Origin of the sequence: Prosthecobacter sp., assembly GCF_044378005.1 — a bacterium.
GTDB lineage: Bacteria > Verrucomicrobiota > Verrucomicrobiia > Verrucomicrobiales > Verrucomicrobiaceae > Prosthecobacter.
Genome location: NZ_JBILYB010000068.1, coordinates 24,419 through 30,686, shown reverse-complemented (window position 1 = coordinate 30,686; position 6,268 = coordinate 24,419). Strand labels below are relative to the sequence as shown.

5 protein-coding genes are annotated in these 6,268 nt (G+C 59.3%); all 5 read left to right on the top strand.

The window, feature by feature from the left end:
* Positions 1-1,828: molecular chaperone DnaK (gene dnaK, locus AC6FTP_RS14245; protein ID WP_497207584.1), on the top strand; the 1,828-nt coding region annotated here is incomplete at its 5' end.
* A gap of 85 nt (positions 1,829-1,913) precedes the next feature.
* Entirely contained in the window at positions 1,914-2,486 is a 573-nt protein-coding gene (locus AC6FTP_RS14240; RefSeq protein WP_497207583.1) for a hypothetical protein, read from the top strand.
* A gap of 264 nt (positions 2,487-2,750) precedes the next feature.
* The gene (locus tag AC6FTP_RS14235; RefSeq protein WP_497207582.1) at positions 2,751-3,047 is read left to right on the top strand and encodes a co-chaperone GroES; all 297 of its coding nucleotides are present in this window, start codon (positions 2,751-2,753) and stop codon (positions 3,045-3,047) included.
* Between the two features lie 33 nt (positions 3,048-3,080).
* Positions 3,081-4,703, top strand: a complete 1,623-nt coding sequence (gene groL / locus AC6FTP_RS14230) for a chaperonin GroEL (protein WP_497207581.1) — start codon at positions 3,081-3,083, stop codon at positions 4,701-4,703.
* A gap of 288 nt (positions 4,704-4,991) precedes the next feature.
* Entirely contained in the window at positions 4,992-6,257 is a 1,266-nt protein-coding gene (locus tag AC6FTP_RS14225; RefSeq protein WP_497207580.1) for a polysaccharide pyruvyl transferase family protein, read from the top strand.
* Positions 6,258-6,268: the final 11 nt, after the last annotated feature.

The following is a 6,268-nucleotide window of genomic DNA, read 5'->3' as shown; positions in this document are numbered from 1 at the left end:
CGCTTTTACGAAGAGCGGCGAGCGCGTCGTCGGTCAGGCCGCGAAGCGCCAGGCGGTGACGAATCCCCGCAACACCGTCTTCTCCGTGAAGCGCCTCATGGGCCGCAAGTTCACCGAACTCACCGACGCCGACAAACGCATGCCCTACAAGATCGTGGCCGCCAGCAATGGTGATGCTCACGTGCAGGTCGAAGTCGGTGGCGAAACGAAGACTTACAGCCCCCAGGAAGTCAGCGCGATGATCCTCGCGAAGCTGAAGGCTGACGCCGAAGCCAAGCTTGGCGAAACGATTACGGAAGCCGTCATCACGGTTCCTGCTTACTTCAATGACAGCCAGCGCAACGCCACGAAGGCTGCTGGTGAGATCGCCGGCCTCAACGTGCGCCGCATCATCAATGAACCAACCGCAGCGGCCCTCGCGTATGGTCTCGACAGCAAGTCAGATGAAAAAGTCGCCGTGTATGACCTTGGCGGCGGCACCTTCGACATCTCGGTGCTCGAAATCGGCGACGGCGTCTTCGAAGTGCTCGCCACCGATGGCGACACCCACCTCGGCGGCGATGACTGGGACAACACTCTCATCACCTGGATCGTCAACGAATTCAAAACCGACAGCGGCATCGACCTCAGCAGCCAGCCTGACGCCATCCAGCGCATCAAGGAAGAAGCCGAGAAAGCCAAGATCGCCCTCAGCTCCAGCCAGAGCTTTGATTTAAATCTCCCCTTCATCACTGCCGACGCCACCGGGCCGAAGCACATCATGAAGACCCTCAGCCGCGCCAAGATGGAGCAGCTCACCGACAGCCTCTTCGAGCGCACCATCAAGCCCGTGAAGGACTGCCTGGCCGCTGCCAAACTGGACGCATCCAAGATCGACGAACTCGTGCTCGTCGGCGGCATGACCCGCATGCCCAAGGTGGTCGAAACCGCCCGCAAGCTCGCTGGCAAAGATCCCCATCAGGGCGTGAATCCGGACGAAGTCGTCGCCATCGGCGCGGCCATCCAGGGCGGTGTTTTGAAAGGCGATGTCAAAGACGTGCTCCTGCTCGACGTGACCCCGCTCACGCTCTCCATCGAGACCGCTGGCGGTGTCGCCACGCCGATGATCCCGCGCAACACCACCATCCCGAAGAAGCACTCACAAATTTTCTCCACCTACGCCGATCAACAGCCCGGCGTCGAGATCGTCGTCCTCCAGGGCGAGCGCCCCATGTCCCGCGACAACAAAACGCTCGGCACCTTCAAACTCGACGGCATCCCGCCGATGCCACGCGGCCAGCCGCAGATCGAAGTCACCTTTGACATCGACGCCAACGGCATCCTCCACGTTTCAGCCAAGGAAAAGACCACCGGCAAGGAGCAGAAAATCTCCATCCAGGGCAGCTCCGGCCTCAGCCAGGACGAGATCGAAAAAGCCAAGCGCGATGCCGAACTCCACGCCGAAGAAGACCTGAAGCGCAAAGAAGGCGTCGAAGTGAAGAACAAGGCCGACAGCCTCACCTACGAGATCGAAAAGACCCTCAAGGAATGGGAAGGCAAAGTCCCCGCTGACCAGCTCAGCCCGATCACCGACAAGCTCGCCACCCTCAAGTCCGCCATTGAAGCCAATGACACCGACAAGATGAAGCGCGAGACTGAAGAGATCGAAAAACTCTTCGCCGCCGCCTACCAAACTGCTGCGGCAGCTGGAGCTGGCGCTCCTGGAGCCGGTGGCATGCCCGACATGGGGGGCATGGGCGGACCCGATGTCGCTGCTTCGGAAACGAAGACCCAGGACAAAGGCAAGGTCGTCGATGCCGACTTCGAAGTCGTGGACAAGGACAAGTAATTCCTTCCCAAAGGCACCTATGCGGCACGTGAACACAGCGAACACATTCCATGGAGCGTCGGCTTATTGGCCGACCTTCCTTGGGATGGTCGCGCTGTGTCTCTTCATCACCGCCTGCGGCAAAAAGGAAGCCCCCAAGACCACAGTCGAGACCCCAAAAGCTACCGCTGTCTCTGATGCGAAGATCGATGCAGCCATAGCGGATGCTTTGACGCCGTCCGCTCCTTCCGCCCCGACCCAATCCGAAGTCCAATCCGGGCTCGAAGCGCAGGCAGAAGACATCCTTGCCAAATACCCAAACAAGAACGCACAGGATATCCTCAACGTCCCCGAAGTGCATGAGGCGCTGAAGGCTGGTCTGACGAAGCTCAGCAAGGACAAGAAACTCCAGGACCAGATCAACAACAGCGTGGCGCTGGCAGCGAAGATGAAGGGTCTGTCCGGCGAGCCCGGCACCGTGGGGCTCGATCTCGACCTCAAGGGCTACGACCACAGTCGCAAATCCCGCATGGTCCAGGCCGTGATCTCCGAAGATCCGAAGCAGATCGTGCGTTTCATCACCGAGGAAATCGGCGAAGCAGCACCGGAGCTGAGTTTTGGAGGAGCGCAGCGGGCCAGCAACGGCGTGGCGATCAAAGAAACGCCGCCGGCGAAATGACGAATTCCTAAAACCTAATGACGAAAGAAACCTCAATGACAAAACCCGAAACTCTGAAGGCACCTCACACGGTGTTCGGCCTTCGTGCTTCGGCATTCCTTGGTCATTCGGGCTTACTCATTCGTCATTCCAGCTCCCCGAAAGCACCCACGAGCTGACCATTAGACTTTCCGCCCGGCCAGCCGCCACATTCCCTTGTGACAGCAGGCCGGGCAGACAAACCAAACCAGAACCAAAACCTAGATAAGCAATAACCAGACCAATATGGCTACCGCAATCACCCCACTCGGACGTCGCGTCCTCGTGAAGCGCTCCCTCAGCGAAGAAAAAACCGCTGGCGGCATCTTCCTCCCCGACACCGCCAAAGAAAAGCCACAGGAAGCCGAAGTGATCACACTCGGCACCGGCAAGGACGATGAAGGCAAAGATGTCTCCACGCTCTTCACCGTGAAGGCAGGCGACAAAGTCCTCATCTCCAAATACGGCGGCACCGAAGTCAAAGTGAATGGCGAGGACCTCCTCATCATCAACGAGACCGACATCCTCGGCATCATCGCTTAATCCCCAACTCAACCCCCACACACGCTCACTACTATGGCTAAACAACTCCACTTCGACGAAACCGCACGTCAGGCCCTCCTGCGCGGCGTCACCAAACTGGCTCGCGCCGTGAAGGCCACCCTCGGCCCAGCCGGACGCAACGTCATCCTCGAGAAGAAATTCGGCTCCCCCACGATCACCAAAGACGGTGTTACCGTGGCCAAGGAAATCGAACTCCCATGCCCCTATGAAAACATGGGTGCCCAGCTCATCAAGGAAGTCTCCTCCAAGACCTCCGACATCGCTGGTGACGGCACCACCACGGCTACCGTGCTGGCCGAAGCCATCTACTCCGAAGGTCTCCGCAACGTGACCGCCGGTGCGAATCCAACCTCCCTCCAGCGCGGCATCATGAAGGCTACTGAAGCCATCGTCGCCAAGCTGAAGGAAATCAGCACCCCCGTGAAGGACAGCAAGGAAGTGGCCCAGGTCGCAACCGTTTCTGCCAACTGGGACGCCAGCATCGGCAACATCATCGCCGAAGCCATGGACAAAGTGGGCAAGGAAGGCACCATCACCGTCGAAGAAGCCAAGAGCATCGAAACGACTCTCGAAGTCGTGGAAGGCATGCAGTTCGACAAAGGCTACCTCTCCCCTTACTTCGTCACCAATCCTGAGACGATGGAGTGCAACCTTGAGTCCGCCTACATCCTCATCAACGAGAAGAAGGTCAGCAATCTGAAGGACATGCTCCCTCTGCTTGAGAAGGTCGCTCGCTCCGGCAAGCCCCTCCTCATCATCGCCGAAGACGTCGAAGGTGAGGCCCTTGCCACCCTCGTGGTGAACAAGCTCCGCGGCACCCTCAACATCGTCGCTGTGAAGGCCCCTGGCTTCGGAGATCGCCGCAAGGCCATGCTCGAAGACATTGCCATCCTCACCGGCGGCCGCTGCATCACCGAAGACCTCGGCATCAAGCTCGAAAACATCGAGCTGGCTGACCTCGGCCAGGCCAAGCGCATCACCATCGGCAAGGAAAACACCGTCATCGTCGAGGGCGCAGGCTCCTCCGACGCCATCGCCGGACGCGTTTCCCAGCTCAAGAACCAGATCGCTGAAACCACCTCCGACTACGACCGTGAGAAGCTCCAGGAGCGTCTCGCCAAGCTGGCCGGCGGCGTAGCCGTCATCAACGTCGGTGCTGCCACCGAAACCGAGATGAAGGAAAAGAAAGCCCGCGTGGAAGACGCCCTGCACGCCACCCGTGCTGCCGTCGAAGAAGGCATCGTCCCTGGGGGCGGTGTCGCCCTCATCCGCGCTCAGGCCTCCATCGGTGACCTCGGCCTCGTCGGTGACGAGAAGACCGGCGCTGAAATCGTCGCTCGTGCCATCGAAGCTCCTCTCCGTCAGCTTGCAGCCAATGCAGGCGTCGAAGGCGCGCTCATCGTCGCCGAAGTCAAGAAAGGCACCGGCAACCACGGCTACAACGTCGCCACCGGCAAGTATGAAGACCTCATCAAGGCAGGTGTCGTTGACCCAGCCAAGGTGACCCGCAGCGCTCTCCAGAACGCCGCCTCCATCTCCGGTCTGCTTCTGACCACCGAGTGCCTCATCGCCGACATCCCGAAAGAGGAAAAGGCAGACGCTGGTCACAGTCATGACCACGGCGGCATGATGTAATCTGAACAAACTGGCAACTATTGCCTCTTACCATGGCGGCCTGACGCGACTAAACCACGCCCAGGCCGCTCTTTCTTACCCCAAAACTTTTGTCCTGAGTCCCGCGCCTACCGGGAGCTGGCACGGAAACGAAGGATAAAAAACCCGAAAAACCCCCGATGAGCGGGCTGGAGAGCAATCTCCAGCCCGTTCTTTTTAGCGATTTAGGACGGGATTAAAAGGGCCGTAACTTCTTTGCAGATTATTTGTCCAACGGCTGCTTGGTAATGCCTCATCATTCCCCAGCCCATGCACACCCGCCGCCATTTCATCTCCACCATCTTCGCCGCGCTTGGTGGTTCCGTTTTTGCCGCTGATGGCAAGCCCAAGACCATCGTGCTGCAATCCGCGTGGGACACGATCAACATCGGTGACATCGGCCACACGCCGGGCACGCTGCGAGTCATTGAGGAGCACCTGCCGGAGGTGAAGATCGTGCTGTGGGCGATGAAAATCGACGAGCGAGTCACGGCGATGCTGAAGGCGCGTTTCCCGAAGGTGGAGATTTTGCAGGGCAACCTTTTCAAAGACGGCGAAAACGACCGCAAGCTGCAGGAGGCGGTGAAGGCGTGCGATTTCTTCATCCGCAACTCCGGCATGGGCCAGGACATCACCTTCATGCAGTTCTGCCAGAAGCACGGCAAGCCCTACGGTCTCTTCGGTCAGTCGTATTTTCCCAGCATGGTCGAGGGCAAGGGGGCGGAGGAGCGAATCGCGTTGCTCAATGGCGCATCCTTCATCTACACGCGTGAGACGAAGACGCTGAAGATTCTCCAAGGCGCGGGCATCAAGGCCGCCGCGCTACAATTTGGCCCGGATGGCTGCTTCGGCATCGACGTGCGTGATGACGAGCGCGGACTCGCCACGATGAAGAAGCTCGGCTTGGAGGAGAAGAAGTTCATCACCGTCATGATCCGCACGAACACGCCCAAATACCCGGGCGTGGACGATCCACGCCCAGAGAAGCTCAACCCGCTGCATCCCACGCCGCAGCAGATCGCCGACGATGAACGCCGCGCGGCGAAGTTCCGCGAGCTCGTCACGCTTTGGGTGAAAAAGACCGGCCACAAGGTGCTCATCGCACCCGAGACCATCAAAGAGATGGGCCACAACAAGCGCCTCATCCACGATCCGCTTCCGCCGGAAATTCAAAAGCAGGTCGTAAACTTGGAGTATTTCTGGAATGCCGATGAAGCGGCTTCCATCTTCGCCCGAGCCCACACCATCGTCTGCCACGAGCCGCACTCCCCCATCATCGCTCTCGCGAACGGCACGCCGATCATCCACACCTACTCCGAGTTCCACTCGCCGAAGTGCTGGATGTTCAAGGACATCGGCCTGCCCGAGTGGCTGCTGGAGATGGACGAGACGCCCGTCGAAAAGATAGCGGAGACGCTGTTTGCCATCGATGCCGATTATCCCGCCGCCCAGGCGAAGGTGAAGAAGGCCATGGCCTATGTACATGAGTGCTTCGTAGGTTCGATGAAGCATGTGAAGGGCGTTTTGAGTGCCTGATTTGCCTGCCT

What these genes read in the sequence shown, in the direction of transcription:
- AC6FTP_RS14240 (WP_497207583.1), top strand. Translation starts at nt 1,914, where the DNA reads ATGGTCGCGCTGTGTCTCTTCATCACCGCCTGCGGCAAAAAGGAAGCC.
- AC6FTP_RS14235 (WP_497207582.1), top strand. Translation starts at nt 2,751, where the DNA reads ATGGCTACCGCAATCACCCCACTCGGACGTCGCGTCCTCGTGAAGCGC.
- groL (WP_497207581.1), top strand. Translation starts at nt 3,081, where the DNA reads ATGGCTAAACAACTCCACTTCGACGAAACCGCACGTCAGGCCCTCCTG.
- AC6FTP_RS14225 (WP_497207580.1), top strand. Translation starts at nt 4,992, where the DNA reads ATGCACACCCGCCGCCATTTCATCTCCACCATCTTCGCCGCGCTTGGT.